The sequence below is a fragment of the Bradyrhizobium sp. BR 10261 genome (genome assembly GCF_019455395.1).
Classification (GTDB): domain Bacteria; phylum Pseudomonadota; class Alphaproteobacteria; order Rhizobiales; family Xanthobacteraceae; genus Bradyrhizobium; species Bradyrhizobium manausense.
Window position 1 is genome coordinate 74,535 of sequence record NZ_JACOFQ010000021.1, and the last position, 14,893, is coordinate 89,427.

Below are 14,893 nucleotides of genomic sequence, written 5' to 3' on the forward strand. Positions count from 1 at the left end.
ATCGTCTTCAACGATTCCAATGGGTTGAGGTTGGTTCGAATCCAGCTGCCCCGACCAGTCCCGGGCTTAGGCCTCCTCCATTTTCCCTAGAGAATGAGAAGCGTATCCGCCGCCATGGCTTCGTCAGGCCGGCGGAACTGTCGCCGCGACACGTTGGTCGCGCCACAACCTCCGCGTCAGCCTCGCATGCTTTACCTCTGCGCATGCAATGGGGACGACCGGATATGTTTAGAACTCTCTGTGCTACGGCGCTTCTCGCCTTCTCCGCGACGACGGCAATGGCGGCCGACTATGCGAGGCCGGCACCTCCGATGGTTCCGCCCACCTTCAACTGGACCGGCTGCTATCTCGGAGCTCATCTCGGCGGCGGCGCGAGCGACGATCGCACGATCAACAACGCCGGTGGGACGGTCGATTTCGGCGCAGGCGGCTTTATCGGTGGTGGACAGGTGGGCTGCGATCATCAATTTGCATCCAACTGGGTCGTCGGCGCCGAAGGGCGGGCCGCATGGTCGAGCCTGTCGAGCCAGCACGCGAGCCATGTGGTCTTTCCAGCGCTCGGCAATCTTGCCGCGCCCTCGCAGTTCGACTTCAAGAACGATTTTCTCGCCTCGATCACCGCGCGTTTCGGCTACGCCTATGGCTCAGGCTGGCTGTTCTACGGGCGAGGCGGCGTCGCCTGGACTCACGAGAAGATCGATGAGGGGTATATCAATCCGACCACCGGTTTCGCGGTCGATCCAAGCGCGTCCGTCATGCGGACGGGCTGGACGTTGGGGGCCGGCGTGGAATGGGCGTTTGCACCGTGCTGGTCGGCCAATGTCGAATACAACTACCACGACTTCGGCACCAAGAGCCCGGTCCAACTGATCAGTCCGACCGAAGGCGTCACCGTGGCCCATCTCAAGGACACGATCCATGCTGCGACGATCGGCGTGAACTATCACTACTAAGCTGCATCGTTGCTTGGACGCCGCGCAAGCGAAGATACTCCGCTCGCGCGGCGTTGCGCTTTTGAGGGCTTTTAGCCCGAGGCGTACCATCCCGCCGGAAACGGGACCAGCGGCCAGACCGCATGATTGTCGTTGGCAGCTTTCAGCAAGCAGTCCTGCGGCTGTCTGGCAACCGGTGCTGGAGGCGGCGAAACTATCGCCAGATGCAAATAGGCAAATTGCAAATTCATGATGATCGACCTGCGCAAGTCAGTCGTTTGAAAAAATTCAGCCTGAAATCAGCCCCGCTGCGCTCTTCGGAAACGGCGCATTCATTCTCAAATCGCGCATGCATCTTAGAAAAGATAGGCAAGCGTTTCAACCGGCAACGCGGCTGCCCGTCGACGAGTAAGGTTGATCGGTTAGGTTAAGCAGGGAGCGTCGTTGCGGCCATTTTGACTGATGGTATCAACCGGTTTCGGCACGCGACGACCCGGCAGTGGCTCACACGAGATCACATTCGTCGCGGCGTTTCGCGCGAGTTGTCCGTCATGGCTTTCGATCTCACGAAAACATCCCGCCAACGGCCTGATTGGACCGAGATCTGGCATCTCTGGACCGTCATCGTGCCGCGCCGCTCAATCAATGGGCAGCTCGTCTACGGCAAGGTCTGGCGTCGTCACGACGGCCGCGACTGGATCTACAAGAAATTCACCGAGTACGACGACGAGGCGGCGGCCTGAGACGGAGGCGCCTTGCCTAAAGAGCGATGTGATTGGGTTGAATCGTCATCGCGCTTTAGCTCTTTGTTTGAGCATGATCTTTTCGGAAAACCGCTTCGCACTTTGCGCTAACGCGGCCCTTCGGGTCCGGATCATGCTCTAGCCGGCGTGCCTTTCGCCCGCGGCTGCGCCGGGGGGCTGCACGCGCGGCAGCGGCAATTTGAAGTGACGCTTGGCGTAAGCGACGATCTCGTTGTCGGTGGGATGATCGGCCGCTTCCACCGCGACGATCCGCTTGGCGAGATCGGGCGCATGGGCGCGAATGTGGCTGGCGAGCTCGATCTTCGCGTTCGCCGGACCGATGATGAGGATTTCTCCGGCGTCGGCGAGAGCTTTGGTCACCTCGGCGAGAAAGGTTAAGTCGGGCGCGGCGTGGCCGCTGCCGATTTCGTTGGCCTTGTGATGAAGATGCCGTGTTGCCAGCTGCGGATGCAGCGTGACTTCGTCGGAGCCGCTCAGGCCAAGATGGAAGATCCGGGCCTGCGAATGATCGATCCAAACCACGGCGTGAAAATGAGAGGGCATGTGCTTGTGCCTTGTCCGAGGGGAGGCCGCCGACATCGGTGCGGCGGCGCGTGTCCTCGTGACCCTAGGCCGATCGGCGTTGCTCCCGGTTGACCCAGGTCAAGCCGATCGCTGTCAAGCCGATCCCTGACAAGCCGGGCACGGCAACGCCTGTCGAACGCAAGCGCGCGTTCGACGCCTCAGGCGGCCTTTGCCGCCGGGGGAGCTGCGGGCTTTGCCGGTGGCGGCTTCAGCGGCTTGTCCTGCCGCTTCGACCAGGAGATGTAATAGGCGACCGTCGTCATGATCGCGATGCCGGCGATGGAGACGAACAGCTGCGCAAACAGCGAGCCCGAGCTCATCGACAGCTCGAAACGGCCGACGAAGGACAGGAACACGCCGACGCAGAACACGGCGAGCGATTGCTGGCCGCAGACGATCACGGGATCGAAGACCTTCCACTCCAGCCCCGGCCAGTCCTTCGGCACGAAGCGGATCACCAGGATCACGATCACGACGAAATGAATGAAGCGATAGGGCGCAAGGTTGGTCTTGTCGTTGGGATTGAAGGCCGAGAACAGCCATTCCGGGAACATGCCGCCGAGCGCCGGGAAACGGCCGGCCATGGTCATGACCAGCGCGAAGGCGAGATAGGCCAGGCAGACCCACAACGTGATCTGCGAATTGATCAGCCAGCCCGAGCGACGTGCGCCGCCCATCGCGCACCAGGCGCCGAACACGAACAGCACCTGCCAGCAATAGGGGTTGAAATACCACTGGCCGGCCGGATAGGCGGTCAAATTCCAGCCGAAGTGCCGCGCCGAGAGCCACAGTACGATGGACGCCACCATCGTCAGATCGGGCTTGCGCAGCATGAACCACAGCACCGGCGGAAACAGGCCCATCAGCACGATGTAGAGCGGCAGCACGTCGAGATTGAGCGGCTTGAAGCGCAGGAAAAGGCCCTGGCGCAAGGTCTCGGTGGCGTTGTCGACGAGGCCGGCGACGTTGAACTCGTTGATCATCTCTGAATCGCCAAAGCGCAGCGCCAGATAGCTGATCGAGGCGATGTAGATCACGAACAGGATGATGTGGGCGACATAAAGCTGCCAGACCCGCTTGGTCAGGCGGGTGGCGCCGACGATGAAGCCGCGCTCCAGCATCATCCGCGCATAGACGAACGAGGCCGTATAGCCGGAGATGAAGACGAACAGGTCGGCGGCGTCGGAGAAACCGTAGTTGCGCGTCGTGATCCAGTTCACGACGTTGTCGGGGATATGGTCGAGGAAGATCGCCCAGTTGGCGATGCCGCGAAACAGGTCGAGCCTGAGGTCACGGCCCTTGTCGGGGAGCGTGGCATTGATGTTCAGGAAGGCCATGCGACGAAAGCTCTCGAAGGGGGCAGATACCCTGAAGGCGACGAGGTGAGGCCGCCAGGCGGGATTCCCGGGCGGAGGGTGGGTACGCAATTGTCACAGTGCAGCATAATGACTATACCCGTCGGTGAGAGACCCGGGAGGGCCGGAATCACCGATCAGTTCCCGAAGGTGTCTCTATACTATGCCCGCGGTTTGCACCAATCGCTACCGTGACGCACGAAAATCGAACGAAAGACGAAGAGGCCGGACCGCCAATGACCGCACGCATTTTCAAGCCCGCCAAGAACGCGATGCAATCCGGCCGGTCCAAGACCAAGGAATGGCAACTCGATTACGAGCCGGAGCTGCCGCGCGCGGTGGAGCCGCTGATGGGCTGGACCTCATCCGGCGACATGAAGCAACAGATCACGCTGCGCTTCCACACCAAGGACGAGGCGGTGGCCTATTGCGAGCGCAAGGGCATCGCCTACCAGGTGATCGAGCCCAAGGAATCCCTGCATCGCCAGGTCGCCTACGCCGACAATTTCTCCTTCCGCCGCGGCGAGCCCTGGACGCACTGATCCGCGACAAACTCTATCGGGACGTCATGCCCGGGCTTGTCCCGCCTGCGCGGCCAAAGCCGCTTCGGCGTGGCGACGGCCCGGGCATCCACGTCTTTCGGGCCGCGTGAAAGAACGTGGATGGCCGGGACAAGCCCGGCCATGACGCGAGGAGACACCAGCTCTCCAAGCCCTTGGCACCGTCTGCCCCCCGTGCTTCGCTAACTCGCATGACGGGACCATGACGAGGTTAAGGGATGGCCGGGCGTGTCCAGCTCGACAGCGTCGATCTGAAGATACTCTCCGAATTGCAGCAGGACGGGCGCGTCCGCAACAACGAGCTGGCGCTGCGCATCGGCGTATCGGCGCCGAACTGCCTGCGGCGGCTCAAATCACTGTTCAGCCGCGGCGTGATCCGCGCCGTGCGCGCCGTCATCGACGAGCGACTGCTCGGCTATGAAGTGGTGTCGTTCGTCTCAATCCAGCTCGGCAGCCAGGCTCAGCCGGTGCTGGAGGCCTTCGAGGGCTCGATATCAGCGATCCCGCGCATCCAGCAATGCTGGCGCATTTCGGGCGACACCGACTATCTGCTCAAATGCGTGGCGCCGAGCGTCGAGAGCATGCGGCAGCAACTGTTGCATTTCGCCGCCATGCCCAACGTGAAGAACGTGCGCAGCTTTCCAGTGCTTGGCGTTGCCAAGGACGTGCCGCTGCCCGTGCAGGAGATCGCGGTCGCGCCGGCAGGATAGGGCGATGAGAGACCACGCAACTGCGCGCTATCAACGATAGCGGTCGCGAAACTCGCGCGGGCTGGCACCGGTCCAGGAGCGGAAAGCCCGCGAAAAACTCTTTTCGTTGCGGAAGCCGGCGATCTCGGCGATCCGCTTGATCGGGGTGCGCCCGCGCATCAGCTCCTGCTTGGCGAGCTCGAGCTTTGCTTCTTCCTTGAGGTCGCGCAGCGAGGTGGCTTCTTCACGTAGCCGCCGATGCATGGTGCGGGTGGAGAGCGCGAGCTCGCTCGCGACGTCCTCCGCGCCCAGAATGCGTCCGCGCGCCTCGCGCAGCACGCGGCGGACGCGCTCGACCAGCAAGCGGTCGCGGCGATAGGGCAGCACGGTCAGGCGCAGCGCTCCCTTGAGCATGCTGTCGAGATCGGCGGGGCTGCGGGTCAGGGGCAGTGAGAGATAGTGCTTGTCGAAGATGATGCGGGCGGCCTCCGCATCGAAGCGGATGTGCTTGCAGAAGATGGTCGGATAGACCGAGACGTGGGCGGGCTCTCCATAAGGGAATTCCGCCGCACGCAGCGCGATTGCGGAATCCACCGCCCAGCAGGAGAAGCCGAGCACGTAGCGGAGCAGGGTGACGAGGCAGAATTCGCGGCAGTCGGCGAGATCGCACTGCTCGCGAAGCGAGATGGTCGCGGTCTCCCCGCTGACCGCGAGCTCGAACAGCACGTCGTCGGTCAGCAGGCGGTGATGCCGGCACCAGCGCTTCAGCGCGACGTCGAGATTGGGCGCGGTGATAGAGGCGCGGCACAGCATGCCGTAGCTGCCCCAGGGCAGGCGGCGCGAGAACCAGCCCAGCGCCTCGTCGTCGAGCTCGCGCATGGCGTGGCCCGCCAGCGCCTCGAACTGGACGGCCGTGATCCGCCCGTCGGCCGATCCAACCAGGTCAGGATGGACCTGTCCCTTGGCGAGCGCCTCGGTCGGATCCCGCCCATAGCGGGCGTAGGCCGCGGCCACGCCGCGGACGAAGGCGGCGGGGGTCATGGCGCGGCGGGGCGTCGCGGTTGCGGCCTGGAAGGGCATCGGAAAATCCTCGCCAAACTTGGCGGAAAATGCAACCTTTTCGACCGCCGGAGCGCCCGGGTGGGGGTAGGTTCGGGGCCGACAAGAAACATGCAGGATCCTTGGAGGAATCGCCTTGAACATCCCGAGCATCGACTTCGATCTGGGCGACGACATCAGCATGTTGCGCGATACGCTGCGCTCCTTCGTCGAGGCGGAGATCGCCCCGCGCGCTGCCGAGATCGAGAAGGCCAATCTGTTCCCTGCCGACCTGTGGAAGCGCCTTGGCGACCTCGGCGTGCTCGGCATGACCGCGCCGGAGCAGTATGGCGGGTCCAACATGGGCTATCTCGCCCATATCGTCGCCATGGAGGAGATTTCGCGCGGCTCCGCGGCCGTAGGCCTGTCCTACGGCGCCCACTCCAACCTCTGTGTCAACCAGATCCGGCGCAACGGCAATGACGCGCAGCGCCAGCGCTATCTGCCGAAGCTGATCTCGGGCGACTATGTGGGCGCGCTCGCGATGTCCGAGCCCGGCGCCGGCTCCGACGTCGTCTCGATGAGGCTGCGCGCCGACAAGCGCGGCGATCGCTATGTGCTGAACGGCTCGAAGATGTGGATCACCAATGGCGGCGATGCCGACGTGCTGGTGGTCTACGCCAAGACCGATCCGGAGGCCGGCCCGCGCGGCATGACCGCCTTCCTGATCGAGAAGGGTTTCAAGGGCTTCACCCATGGCCAGCATCTCGACAAGCTCGGCATGCGCGGCTCCAATACCTATCCGCTGTTCTTCGACGAATGCGAGGTGCCGGAGGAGAACGTGCTCGGCAAGGTCGGCGAGGGCGTCAAGGTGCTGATGTCCGGACTCGACTATGAGCGCGCGGTGCTGTCGGGCGGCCCGCTCGGCATCATGGCGGCCTGCATGGACGCGGTGGTGCCTTACATGCATGAACGAAAGCAGTTCGGACAGCCGATCGGCGACTTCCAGCTGATGCAGGGCAAGCTCGCCGACATGTATGCGACCTGGCAGGCCACGCGCGCTTACGTCTACGCTGTGGGAAAGGCCTGCGATCGCGCCGACCACGCGCGCACGTTGCGCAAGGACGCGGCGGCCGCGATCCTGTATTCCGCGGAGAAGGCGACGTGGATGGCGGGCGAGGCGATCCAGGCGCTCGGCGGCGTCGGCTATACGTCCGAGTTTCCGGTCGGCCGGCTCTGGCGCGACGCCAAGCTCTACGAGATCGGCGCGGGCACGTCCGAAGTGCGCCGCATGCTGATCGGCCGCGAGCTGATGTCGGAAACCGCTTAGACCCTCAACCACGTCAGAAACGCGGGACCACATGCCGCTCCATTCCAGCATCGACCCATCGTCATCCGATTTTGCCCGCAATGCGGACGCCATGCGCGCGCTCGTCGCGGACTTGCGTGAAAGGCTCGCCCAGGTCGCCGGCGGCGGCGGCGAGGCCTCGCGCAACCGCCACACCTCGCGCGGCAAGATGCTGGCGCGCGAGCGCGTCGATCTGCTGGTCGATCCCGGCACCTCGTTCCTGGAGCTGTCGCCGCTGGCGGCCCATGGCCTCTATGGCGGCGACGTGCATTCGGCGAGCATCGTCACCGGCATCGGGCGCATCTCGGGCCGCGAATGCGTCATCGTCGCCAACGACGCCACCATCAAGGGCGGCACCTATTATCCCATGACCGTGAAGAAGCATCTGCGCGCGCAGGACATTGCGCGGCAGAACAATCTGCCCTGCGTCTACATGGTCGATTCCGGGGGCGCCTTCCTGCCGCTGCAGGACGAGATCTTTCCGGACGAGCGGCACTTCGGCCGCATCTTCTACAACCAGGCGCAGATGTCTTCAGCCGGCATCCCGCAGATCGCCATCGTGATGGGCTCCTGCACGGCCGGCGGCGCCTATGTGCCGGCGATGTCGGACGAGAGCATCATCGTGCGCAATCAAGGCACCATCTTCCTCGGCGGCCCGCCGCTGGTGAAGGCTGCGACCGGCGAGGTCGTCAGCGCCGAAGAACTCGGCGGCGCTGACGTGCATTCGCGGCAATCCGGCGTCACCGATCACTACGCCCAGAACGATGCGCATGCGATCGGCATCGCGCGCCGCATCGTCGGCACCTTGAAGCCACCGGCGCGGCCGAACCTCAACATGCATCCGCCGCGTGATCCGCTGTTCGCCGCGGAGGAGATTTATGGCGTGGTGCCGGTCGATGGCAGAAAGCCGTTCGACGTGCGCGATATCATTGCCCGTATCGTCGACGGCTCGGAGTTCGACGAATTCAAGAAGCTCTACGGCACGACGCTGGTGTGCGGCTTCGCCCATATCTGGGGCTATCCGGTCGGCATCATCGCCAACAACGGCATCCTGTTCAGCGAGAGCTCGCTGAAGGGGGCGCATTTCATCGAGCTGTGCTGCCAGCGCGGTATTCCCCTGGTGTTCCTGCAGAACATCACCGGCTTCATGGTCGGCAAGAAATACGAGGCGGGCGGCATCGCGCGCGACGGCGCCAAGCTCGTGACGGCGGTCGCGACCGCTTCCGTTCCAAAATTCACCGTGGTGATCGGCGGCTCCTACGGCGCCGGCAATTACGGCATGTGCGGCCGCGCCTATTCGCCGCGCTTCCTCTGGATGTGGCCAAACGCGCGCATCTCGGTGATGGGCGGCGAGCAGGCCTCGATGGTGCTGAGCCAGGTCCGCCGCGATAACATTGAGGCCAAAGGCGACAGCTGGTCGAAGGAAGAGGAGGACAAGTTCCGCAAGCCGATCCGCGACCAATATGAGAGTCAGGGCCATCCTTATTACGCCACCGCGCGCCTGTGGGACGATGGCGTGATCGACCCAGCCGACACGCGCCTCGTGCTCGGCCTCGGCCTGTCGGCGGCGTCGAATGCGCCGATCGAGCCGACCAAGTTTGGCCTGTTCAGGATGTGATGCGATGGACCGCACAAAGCTCTACCGCCGTTTTCGCACGCTCCTGATCGCCAACCGCGGCGAGATCGCCTGCCGCGTCATCCGCACGGCGCGTGCCATGGGGCTGCGCACCGTCGCCGTCTATTCCGAGGCCGACCGCGATGCGATGCATGTGGCGCTCGCGGATGAGGCCGTGCTGCTCGGACCCGCGCGGGCTCGCGACAGCTATCTCAACATCGAGCGGCTGATCGAGGCCGCGCGCAAGACCGGCGCGGAGGCCGTGCATCCCGGCTACGGCTTCCTGTCTGAAAATGCCGAATTCGCGCAGGCCTGTTACGACGCCGGCCTCGTTTTCGTCGGCCCGACTGCCGAGATGATGAATGCAATGGGCTCGAAGTCAGGCTCGAAAGCGCTGATGGAGAAGGCCGGCGTGCCGCTGGTGCCCGGCTATCATGGCGACGCGCAGGACGATGCAACGCTGGCGAAGGCGGCCGAAAAGGTCGGTTTCCCGATCCTGGTGAAGGCTTCGGCCGGCGGCGGCGGCCGCGGCATGCGCATCGTGCGCTCGGCGGCCGAACTGGGGCCGGCCATCGTCAGCGCCAAGCGCGAGGCCAAGGCCGCGTTCGGCGATGACCGCATGCTGATCGAAAAGTACGTCGACAATCCCCGGCATATCGAGGTGCAGATCATCGGCGACAGCCACGGCAATCTGCTGTCGCTGTTCGAGCGCGAATGCACCTTGCAGCGCCGCCACCAGAAGGTGATCGAGGAGGCGCCGTCGCCGACGCTCAATGCAGCCCAGCGCGAGACGGTCTGCGCTGCCGCGCGCAAGGCGGCGGGCGCGGTGAACTATGTCGGCGCCGGCACCATCGAGTTCGTCTCCGACGGCAAGGACGTCTTCTTCATCGAGATGAACACGCGTCTTCAGGTCGAGCATCCCGTGACCGAGTTGATTACGGGCGTCGACCTCGTCGAATGGCAGCTGCGCGTCGCGTTCGGCGAGGCGCTGCCGCTGAAGCAAGACGAGATCAAGCTCAACGGCCACGCCATCGAGGCCCGTGTCTATGCCGAAAACCCCACCAAGAATTTCATGCCCTCGGTCGGCAGGATCTCGACCTGGCGGCTGCCTGCCGAGACAGGCGGCCTGCGCATCGACGCCGGCTATCGCGAGGGCGACAACGTCTCGCCGTACTACGACGCCATGCTGGCAAAGATGATCGCCTGGGCGCCGACGCGCGATGTGGCGATCGACCGGCTCAACCGTGGGCTGGAAGACTCGGACGTCCGTGGCATCGTCACCAACATCCCGTTCCTGTCGGCGCTGATCACGCATCCGAAGGTGCGGGCCAATGCGATCGACACCGGATTCATCGAGCGTGAGCTGGCGGTCCTGACATCGGCGGCGCCGACACCGGGCGAGCTCGAGCTCTGTGCCGCGGTTGCAGCCATCGTCAATGACGAGCGGCAGGCGGCGCAAGGCGAGCCGCCTTCGCCGTGGCAGACCTTCGGCTGGCAGCCAGTCGGCCGCCGCCAGCGCAATTTTGCCTTCCGCGTCGGCCATGGTCCCGAGCAGAAGATCGCGCTGAATTATGGCAGCGGGCCATCGACGCTGCTGATCGGCGAGAGCGAGCTGGCGTTCGCGGTTGCGCCGAAGGATGGCGGCTTCGATCTGACGCTGGATGGCGTCAAATCATCCGTCGCCGCCGTGATCGACGGCCACGAGCTGTATCTGCGCACGCGCAATGGGCGCTTTGACCTGCACTGGGTCGATCCGTTCGGCGGCGAGAGCGAGGAACATGTCGGAGAAGACAAGATCGCAGCGCCTCTGCCGGGCACGGTCGTCGCCGTTCTGGCCGAGGAAGGCGCAAAACTCGAGAAGGGCGCGCCCATCCTGACCCTGGAAGTGATGAAGATGGAGCAGACGCTGCGGGCGCCCTATGCCGGCGTGCTGAAGTCCATCAAATGCAAGGTCGGCGACATCGTGCAGGAAGGCATCGAGCTCGCCGTGGTCGAGGCCTCCGGAGAGTGACATGAGCGATCCCGTCCGCATCATCGAGATGGGGCCGCGCGACGGCCTCCAGAACGAGAAGACGCCAGTCAACGTCGAGGCCCGGATCGCCTTCATCGAGGCGCTGGTTGCGGCCGGGCTCGATACGGTCGAGGTCGGCGCCTTCGTCTCGCCCAAGGCGATCCCGCAGATGGCGAGCTCAGATGCCGTGCTGCGCGGCGTGAGCCACATCAAGGGCGCCGAATTCCACGTGTTGGTGCCGAACGAGAAGGGCTACGACGCTGCGCGTGCCGCAGGCGCAAAAGTGGTCTCCGTGTTCGCGGCAGCCTCCGAAGGCTTTTCGAGGGCCAACATCAACTGCACGATTGCGGAGTCCATCGAGCGCTTCAAGCCCGTGCTAACGCGCGCCAAGGACGATGGCGTGCCCGTGCGCGGCTATATCTCTTGCGTGCTCGGATGTCCGTTCGACGGCGAGATCAAGCCGAAGGCGGTGGCCGATCTCGCCAGCACGCTGTGGGATCTCGGCTGCTACGAGATCTCGCTCGGCGACACCATTGGTGTTGGCACGCCCGCCAAGGCCAAGGAGATGCTGCGTGCGGTGGCCGCGAACATTCCGGCGGCAAAGGTCGCAATGCATTTCCACGACACCTACGGCCAGGCGCTGGCCAATCTCTATGCTGGGATGGAGGAGGGCGTCCGCGTGATCGATGCCGCCGCCGGCGGGCTCGGCGGCTGTCCCTACGCGCCGGGGGCAACGGGGAATGTGGCGACGGAGGATGTGGTCTACATGCTCGAGGGCATGGGCGTGAGGACCGGCGTCGAAATGGAGAAGCTGCTGGCGGCGACGAATGTGATGAGCGCGGTGCTGGGCAAACCGCCGGTGAGCCGCGTGGCGTCGGCGCTGAATGCGAAGAAGAAGCGGGCGACGCCCTGAGGCTTAGTGCCGTAGGGTGGGCAAAGCGAAGCGTGCCCACGCAATCTACCCGAACATTGAGACGTGGTGGGCACGGCGCTATGCGCCTTTGCCCACCCTACGGACTACGGCACCTGTTATGCCGCTACCTGCTTCCGTCCGGGCCCATCACAAGGTCCGGCAACCAGGTCGAGATCTCGGGTACGAGACAGAGCAGCAGTACCGCGCCCATCATCAGGAGCACGAAAGGCAGCGTGCCCCAGATCACCTCGCTCAGCGGGATATCAGGCGCGACGTTGCGGATGACGAAGATGTTGAGCCCGACGGGGGGATGGATCAGTCCCATCTCCATCACGATGGTCATGACCACGCCGAACCAGATGATGTCGAAATTGGCAGCGCGTAACGGCGGCAGAATGATCGGCGCGGTCATCAGGATGATCGAGACCGGCGGCAGGAAGAAGCCGAGCACAACGACCATGACCAGGATTGCGAGCAGCAGGCCCCAGCGCGGCAGGTGCATCGCCACGACGGACTCGGCGGCCGATTGCGAGATGTGCAGATAGCTCATCACGTAGGAATAGAGCAGCGACATGCCGATGATCATCATCAGCATGGTCGATTCCCGGATCGTCGACTTCATGATGGGGCCGAGATCTTCCGGCCGCCACACGCCGTAGATCGCCGCGATCAGCCCCAGCGCCAGAAGTCCGCCGAGGCCGGCTGTCTCCGACGGCGTGGCAAAGCCGCCATAGAGCGCGGCCATGACACCGGTGAGCAAGAGGACGAAGGGGATCACGCGTGGCAGCACGCTGAAGCGTTCGGCGAGCGTGTACTCGTCGCGGGCGAGAATTGGCGCCTCCGGACCGCCGTTCTTGTAGATCGCTTCGGCCGCAGCATATTCGCGGCGGAAGCGGTACACCGCATAGAAGCCGAATAGCGAGACCAGCAACAGGCCGGGCCCGATGCCGGCGAGGAACAGGCGCCCCAGCGACTTCTCGGCCGCGACCGCAAACAGGATCATGGTGATCGAGGGCGGCAAAAGAATGCCGAGCGTGCCGCCGGCGGCGATGATGCCGGCCGCGAAGCCGCCGGAATAGCCGCGCTTGCGCATCTCGGGGATGCCGGCCGAACCGATGGCCGAGCAGGTCGCGGGGCTCGAGCCCGCCATTGCCGCAAACAGCGCGCAGGCAAACACGTTGGCGACGCCGAGGCCGCCGGGCACGCGATGCAGCCAGGCGTGGAGCGCGGAATAGAGATCCTGGCCGGCGCGCGATTTGCCGATCGCCGCGCCCTTCAGGATGAACAGCGGGATCGACAGCAGCGTGATCGAGGCCATTTCCTCGTAGACGTTCTGCGTCACCGTATCGAGCGAGGCCGAGGGCATGTAGATGCCCATGAACACGACCGCGACCGCGCCGAGCGCGAACGCAATCGGCATGCCCGAGAACATCACGAGCAGCGTCGCAACGCCGTAAGCGATACCGATGCCGAAAACGCTCATGGCCGCTTGGCTCCTGCGAAGGGCAGCGCCAGCTGCACGAGGATCTGGAGGCAGAGCAGGCTCATGCCGAGCGCCATCAGCGAATAGGGAATGGCCAGCGGCGGCGACCACATCGAGTTCGAGACCTGGCCGTCGACATAGGCCTCATGCGTCAGCGTCCACGACTTCCAGGTGAAGAAGGCGCAGAACAGGAACGTTGCGGCATCGACGATCCAGAGCCGGACCCTGTTCGCCAGCGGCGACAGCAGGCCGACGAAGGCTTCGATGCCGATATGGCCGCGATTCTGCTGCACATAGGCGGCGGTCATGAAGGTGGCGCCGACCAGCAGAAACACGGCGGCCTCGTCCTGCCAGTAATTTGCGGCCTTGAACAACGCGCGGCTGAGCACGCTGTAGCTCAGGATGGCGCAGGCCGCCACCAGCGCCACCGCCGCGAACACGACGATGACGCGGTTGAGGATGGCGAGGCCGCGATCGAGCGTTGCCGCAAGGCCGGTCCTTGCGGCAGCATTGGCCTGATCGTCACGATCCGGTTGAGGACCGTGGCTCATGCGGCGACGTCGGACGCAAGCTTGAGCAGGTTGGCGGCGGTCGCCGTCTTGGCACCGTAATCCTTCCACGCGGTGTCGCGGGCGATGTCGCGCCACTTGCCGACGGTGGCGGCATCGAGCGCGCTCACCTTGGCGCCGGCCTTCTCGTAGACCTTGGCGACCTCGACGTCGTCATCCTGCGCGCCCTTGCGGCCGAAGGCTTCGAGCTCCTGGCCCACAGCGACCAGGATGTCCTGCTGGTTCTTCGGCAGCTTGTCGAAGATCGCCTTCGACATCATCAATGGCTCGAGCATGAACCAGTAGGACGCGCCGGCGCCCGAGGTCAGCGACTTCGCGACCTCTTCGAGGCGGAACGAGATCAGGCTGGTGGAGGAGGTGATGCCGGCATCGCATGCGCCGGTCTGCATCGCCGCGTAGAGTTCGTTTGACGGTACCGACAACACTGAGGCGCCGGCGGTCTGCAGCACCATGTCCATCTCGCGCGAGCCGCCGCGCACCTTCATGCCCTTGGCATCTTCCGGCGCCACGATCGGCTTGGAACGGCTGGCGACGCCGCCGGCCTGCCAGACCCAGGTGAGCAGAATGATGCCCTTGTCGGCGAGGAAGTCGGAGAGCGCCTTGCCGACCGGCTCCTTCTTCCAGCGCATGCCCTGGTCATAGGTGGTGACGAGGCCGGGCATCAGCCCGATATTGGTCTCCGGCAATTCGCCGCCGGCATAGGGCATCGGATACAGCGAGATGTCGAGCGCACCCTTGCGCATCGCTGAGAACTGCGCGTTGGTCTTGACCAGCGACGAGTTCGGATAGATCTCGGCGGCAATGTCGCCATTGCTGCGTTTGGCGACTTCGGCTGCGAACATACGGCAGAGCCGATCGCGGAAATCACCCTTGTCGATGGTGCCGCCGGGGAATTGGTGCGAGATCTTCAGCGTGGTCGCGGCATGCGCGGTGCCGATGCCGAAGCGGAGAATGGCGGGGGCTGCGACGGCTGTCGCGAGCAGGTGACGACGCGTGAACATGAAGTATCCCCTTCGACGGTTCTTTGAACGCTTCTCATCTGAGTGATCTGG

General features: G+C 64.4%; 14 protein-coding genes. 8 read left to right on the top strand and 6 right to left on the bottom strand.

All coding sequences use genetic code 11. The features are described 5' to 3' along the window. The first annotated feature begins 224 nt into the window (after nucleotides 1-224). Entirely contained in the window at nucleotides 225-953 is a 729-nt protein-coding gene (locus tag HYH07_RS23705; protein ID WP_220004758.1) for an outer membrane protein, read from the top strand. Between the two features lie 530 nt (nucleotides 954-1,483). Next, complete coding sequence (locus HYH07_RS23710; protein ID WP_057754803.1) at nucleotides 1,484-1,675, top strand: hypothetical protein; 192 nt, start codon at nucleotides 1,484-1,486, stop codon at nucleotides 1,673-1,675. A gap of 138 nt (nucleotides 1,676-1,813) precedes the next feature. On the opposite strand, the gene HYH07_RS23715 is transcribed toward HYH07_RS23710, so the two are convergent. Together HYH07_RS23715 and HYH07_RS23720 are read right to left on the bottom strand one after the other, a co-directional pair. Next, nucleotides 1,814-2,239, bottom strand: a complete 426-nt coding sequence (locus HYH07_RS23715; RefSeq protein WP_220004759.1) for a translational machinery protein — start codon at nucleotides 2,237-2,239, stop codon at nucleotides 1,814-1,816. A gap of 179 nt (nucleotides 2,240-2,418) precedes the next feature. After that, nucleotides 2,419-3,597, bottom strand: a complete 1,179-nt coding sequence (locus HYH07_RS23720; protein WP_220004760.1) for an OpgC domain-containing protein — start codon at nucleotides 3,595-3,597, stop codon at nucleotides 2,419-2,421. Nucleotides 3,598-3,851: 254 nt separating this feature from the next. Between HYH07_RS23720 and HYH07_RS23725 the strand changes: the two genes are divergently transcribed. Both HYH07_RS23725 and HYH07_RS23730 read left to right on the top strand, forming a co-directional pair. After that, entirely contained in the window at nucleotides 3,852-4,157 is a 306-nt protein-coding gene (locus HYH07_RS23725; protein ID WP_220004761.1) for an ETC complex I subunit, read from the top strand. Between the two features lie 236 nt (nucleotides 4,158-4,393). Continuing rightward, nucleotides 4,394-4,885: an Lrp/AsnC family transcriptional regulator gene (locus HYH07_RS23730; protein WP_220004762.1), complete on the top strand. Its 492-nt coding sequence runs from the start codon at nucleotides 4,394-4,396 to the stop codon at nucleotides 4,883-4,885. A gap of 30 nt (nucleotides 4,886-4,915) precedes the next feature. Here HYH07_RS23730 and HYH07_RS23735 read toward each other — a convergent pair whose 3' ends face one another. Beyond that, the gene (locus HYH07_RS23735; protein ID WP_220004763.1) at nucleotides 4,916-5,944 is read right to left on the bottom strand and encodes an AraC family transcriptional regulator; all 1,029 of its coding nucleotides are present in this window, start codon (nucleotides 5,942-5,944) and stop codon (nucleotides 4,916-4,918) included. 115 nt (nucleotides 5,945-6,059) lie between these two features. Here HYH07_RS23735 and HYH07_RS23740 point away from each other — a divergent pair, with 115 nt between their 5' ends. Genes HYH07_RS23740 through HYH07_RS23755 form a run of 4 tightly spaced genes read left to right on the top strand, consistent with a single transcriptional unit; the run spans nucleotide 6,060 to nucleotide 11,789 of the window. Beyond that, nucleotides 6,060-7,232 carry an isovaleryl-CoA dehydrogenase gene (locus HYH07_RS23740; RefSeq protein ID WP_220004764.1) on the top strand — a complete coding sequence of 391 codons (1,173 nt, stop codon included), beginning with the start codon at nucleotides 6,060-6,062 and terminating at the stop codon, nucleotides 7,230-7,232. A 31-nt stretch (nucleotides 7,233-7,263) separates the two neighbouring features. After that, on the top strand, nucleotides 7,264-8,868 hold the full coding sequence (locus HYH07_RS23745; protein ID WP_220004765.1) for a carboxyl transferase domain-containing protein: 1,605 nt from the start codon (nucleotides 7,264-7,266) through the stop codon (nucleotides 8,866-8,868). Between the two features lie 4 nt (nucleotides 8,869-8,872). Further along, on the top strand, nucleotides 8,873-10,876 hold the full coding sequence (locus tag HYH07_RS23750; RefSeq protein ID WP_220004766.1) for an acetyl/propionyl/methylcrotonyl-CoA carboxylase subunit alpha: 2,004 nt from the start codon (nucleotides 8,873-8,875) through the stop codon (nucleotides 10,874-10,876). 1 nt (nucleotide 10,877) lies between these two features. Then, nucleotides 10,878-11,789 carry a hydroxymethylglutaryl-CoA lyase gene (locus HYH07_RS23755; protein WP_220004767.1) on the top strand — a complete coding sequence of 304 codons (912 nt, stop codon included), beginning with the start codon at nucleotides 10,878-10,880 and terminating at the stop codon, nucleotides 11,787-11,789. Nucleotides 11,790-11,913: 124 nt separating this feature from the next. Here the strand turns inward: HYH07_RS23755 and HYH07_RS23760 are convergent, their stop codons facing one another. Genes HYH07_RS23760 through dctP form a run of 3 tightly spaced genes read right to left on the bottom strand, consistent with a single transcriptional unit; the run spans nucleotide 11,914 to nucleotide 14,842 of the window. Continuing rightward, a complete protein-coding gene (locus tag HYH07_RS23760) occupies nucleotides 11,914-13,272 on the bottom strand; it encodes a TRAP transporter large permease (RefSeq protein ID WP_220004768.1) in 1,359 nt (452 codons plus the stop codon). Next, nucleotides 13,269-13,823 (bottom strand): TRAP transporter small permease, encoded by a 555-nt coding sequence (locus HYH07_RS23765; protein WP_220004769.1) that lies wholly within the window; start codon nucleotides 13,821-13,823, stop codon nucleotides 13,269-13,271. Before HYH07_RS23765 ends, HYH07_RS23760 begins: the two co-directional genes overlap by 4 nt. Next, complete coding sequence (dctP, locus tag HYH07_RS23770) at nucleotides 13,820-14,842, bottom strand: TRAP transporter substrate-binding protein DctP (protein ID WP_220004770.1); 1,023 nt, start codon at nucleotides 14,840-14,842, stop codon at nucleotides 13,820-13,822. The genes HYH07_RS23765 and dctP overlap by 4 nt, the downstream gene beginning before the upstream one ends. Nucleotides 14,843-14,893: the final 51 nt, after the last annotated feature.

What these genes read in the sequence shown, in the direction of transcription:
- HYH07_RS23705 (WP_220004758.1), top strand. Translation starts at nt 225, where the DNA reads ATGTTTAGAACTCTCTGTGCTACGGCGCTTCTCGCCTTCTCCGCGACG.
- HYH07_RS23760 (WP_220004768.1), bottom strand. Translation starts at nt 13,272, where the DNA reads ATGAGCGTTTTCGGCATCGGTATCGCTTACGGCGTTGCGACGCTGCTC.
- HYH07_RS23730 (WP_220004762.1), top strand. Translation starts at nt 4,394, where the DNA reads ATGGCCGGGCGTGTCCAGCTCGACAGCGTCGATCTGAAGATACTCTCC.
- HYH07_RS23745 (WP_220004765.1), top strand. Translation starts at nt 7,264, where the DNA reads ATGCCGCTCCATTCCAGCATCGACCCATCGTCATCCGATTTTGCCCGC.
- HYH07_RS23750 (WP_220004766.1), top strand. Translation starts at nt 8,873, where the DNA reads ATGGACCGCACAAAGCTCTACCGCCGTTTTCGCACGCTCCTGATCGCC.
- dctP (WP_220004770.1), bottom strand. Translation starts at nt 14,842, where the DNA reads ATGTTCACGCGTCGTCACCTGCTCGCGACAGCCGTCGCAGCCCCCGCC.
- HYH07_RS23725 (WP_220004761.1), top strand. Translation starts at nt 3,852, where the DNA reads ATGACCGCACGCATTTTCAAGCCCGCCAAGAACGCGATGCAATCCGGC.
- HYH07_RS23735 (WP_220004763.1), bottom strand. Translation starts at nt 5,944, where the DNA reads ATGCCCTTCCAGGCCGCAACCGCGACGCCCCGCCGCGCCATGACCCCC.
- HYH07_RS23765 (WP_220004769.1), bottom strand. Translation starts at nt 13,823, where the DNA reads ATGAGCCACGGTCCTCAACCGGATCGTGACGATCAGGCCAATGCTGCC.
- HYH07_RS23755 (WP_220004767.1), top strand. Translation starts at nt 10,878, where the DNA reads ATGAGCGATCCCGTCCGCATCATCGAGATGGGGCCGCGCGACGGCCTC.
- HYH07_RS23710 (WP_057754803.1), top strand. Translation starts at nt 1,484, where the DNA reads ATGGCTTTCGATCTCACGAAAACATCCCGCCAACGGCCTGATTGGACC.
- HYH07_RS23715 (WP_220004759.1), bottom strand. Translation starts at nt 2,239, where the DNA reads ATGCCCTCTCATTTTCACGCCGTGGTTTGGATCGATCATTCGCAGGCC.
- HYH07_RS23720 (WP_220004760.1), bottom strand. Translation starts at nt 3,597, where the DNA reads ATGGCCTTCCTGAACATCAATGCCACGCTCCCCGACAAGGGCCGTGAC.